At 64.4% G+C, this 2,540-nt stretch carries 2 pseudogenes; one reads left to right on the top strand and one right to left on the bottom strand.

The features are described from left to right. Positions 1-29 precede the first annotated feature (29 nt). Positions 30-1,291, bottom strand: a pseudogene (locus tag JCM19049_RS11560) (extracellular solute-binding protein). A gap of 266 nt (positions 1,292-1,557) precedes the next feature. Here JCM19049_RS11560 and JCM19049_RS20550 point away from each other — a divergent pair. Then, positions 1,558-2,540 (top strand): annotated as a pseudogene (locus JCM19049_RS20550) (alpha-amylase family glycosyl hydrolase); the annotation flags it as partial.

Below are 2,540 nucleotides of genomic sequence, written 5' to 3'. Positions count from 1 at the left end.
CCGGCCAGGCCCGGTGGCGGCCTGCAGCGCTACTTGGCGATGGCCTTTTCGATGTCCGCGGTCATCTGCTTCCAGCGCTTGGCCGGATCGGCTTTGCCGGAGATGATCTCGGCTTCGGCCACACCCCAGTACTCCCAGACAGCAGCCATCTCCGGGATGCTGGGCATCGGCACGCCGTTCTCGCCCACCGCGCCGAAGGACGCGATGGTCTCATCGGACTTGGCCGCCTCGAACGCCTCCTTGTTCGCCGGCGGACGCTTGCCAACCTCGTAGAGCTTGGTCTGGATTTCTTCGGTGCCGATGTAGTTGGTCAGGAACTCGGTGGCGGCCAGCAGGTTCTCGGTCTTCGAGGAGACAAAGAAGCCCTGGACGGCCACGAACGGCTGGGCCTTTTCACCGCCGGCGCTCGGGATCGGGTCGATCGCCAGATCGATCTTGGCCTCCTGGACCGCGTCCACGTTCCACGGGCCGGTCAACAGGAACGGGGAGTCGCCGGAGATGAACTTCTCCTTGGCGATGTCCGCGTCCACGGAGGTCTTCAGCGTGCCGGCCTCGCCCTGCTCAGCCAGCCACTGGGCGAACTCCAGCCCGCCCGCGTTGCCGATCTGCAGGTCATTGGCGTCATAGGCCCAGTGTCGTCGGTGCCGAACACCGGCGCGTCAAAGGAGGTCTGGAACGGGTAGGCGTGGAACGGGTCGCCCACCTCGGTGACCTGGACCAGGAACGGGAAGTCGGTGCCGGCCTTCTTGCCTTCGGCGATCATCTCATCGAAGGTCGCCGGGGCCTTGTCGACCAGGTCCTTGTTGCGCAGCAGCGCGAGGTTCTCCGTGGCATACGGAACGCCATAGGTGTTGCCCTCGTAGCGCATCGCGTCGATGGCCACATCCTGGAACTCGGAGCTCTTCTCGCCCAGCTCGACCGGCTGGACCACACCGTTGGTGACCAGGTTGCCCAGCCAGTCGTGGGCGCCGATGGTGATGTCCGGCCCCTTGCCGGTGGGAACCTGCTTGAGGAAGTCCTCCTGGATCTTGGAGAAGTCCTTGATCACCAGGTCGACCTTCACCCCGGACTTCGCCTGGAAGTCGGCGGCCGCCTCCTTCAGGACCGGCTCGCGGTTCGCGTCGACCCACACGCTCAGCGAGCCAGCCTCGGCCGGGGCCGAGGAGGACTGCGCGGCGGTTTCGGAAGGCTGCGTGGACGAGGGGTTCGAACCACTGCAGGCGGTCAGGGACAGCGCGGCAATCGCGGTCATCGCCCCGCCCAGCAGCAGGGAGCGCTTGTTCACCATCATGGGGTGTCCTTTCGTGACAACTTTGTCCAAAGAACCGGTTTGACTGCGATGCTGCGCGGTGTGGCCGGTCGGTTCGTTCGAGGTGCGTGTGCCACCACGATTGTAAGCGTTTCCAGAGTGGCATAGATCATGAACGATGACAAGAACCTCAGGAAAATCGCTTCAATCCGACGCACTCGCGATAAGGGAACCGCATTCCAAGGTGGCTGGCTGCGTCCAAACTGAAAGCGTTTACAACTGATGGGAATTCGTTTAGGGTTACCGTCATGACTCAAATCCGTTCCCTCGCTGATTCCCGGAGGACCGAGGCCGGCGCCCAATGGTGGCGCTCCTCGGTGATCTACCAGATTTATCCTCGTTCCTTCTCCGATGCGAACGGCGACGGCATGGGGGATTTGCCCGGCATCACTGCGCGGCTGCAGTCCCTGGCAGACCTCGGGGTCGACGCATCTGGCTCTCCCCCTTCTTCACCTCCCCGCAAAAGGACGCCGGCTACGATGTGAGCGACTACTGCGACGTGGATCCGCGCTTCGGTACGCTCGCCGACTACGACGCCATGGTCGCCCGCGCCCACGAGCTGGACCTGCGCGTCATCGTTGACCTGGTGCCGAACCACTGCTCGGATCAGCATCCGTGGTTCCAGCAGGCCCTGGCCGCAGCGCCCGGCTCCCCGGAGCGGGACCGGTTCATCTTCCGCGACGCGGCTCCCGGCGGTCTTCCCAACAACTGGGAATCGGTCTTCGGCGGTCCCATGTGGACGCAGACCACCAACCCGGACGGCACACCGGGACAGTACTACCTGCACGTCTTTGATTCCTCGCAACCGGATTTCAATTGGCACAACCCCGAGGTTCGGGAAATGTTCCGCAATGTGCTGCGCTTCTGGCTGGATCGGGGAACCGACGGTTTCCGGGTGGATGTCGCCCATGGCCTGATCAAGGCCGACGGCTGCCGGATTACGTTGTGGACCCCGCGGCCGCCTCCATGGGCGGCACCGAGGAACTCGCCCCCTGGTGGGGTCAGGAGGCCGTGCACGAGATCTACCGCGACTGGCGCACCGTGTTGGACGAGTACGGCGGCGAGCGCGTGCTGTGCGCCGAGGCCTGGGTCAGCCCGCTGTCCCTGATGGCCAAATGGGTGCGTCCGGATGAGATGCACCAGGCGTTCAATTTCCCGTACCTGTCCTGCCATTTCAACGCCGGGCAGATCCGCGCCACGATCGACGAGTCGCTGCGGGAGTTCGCGGCGG

Source organism: Arthrobacter sp. JCM 19049 (assembly GCF_001310435.1).
This window is presented reverse-complemented; position numbering and strand designations above follow the sequence as displayed.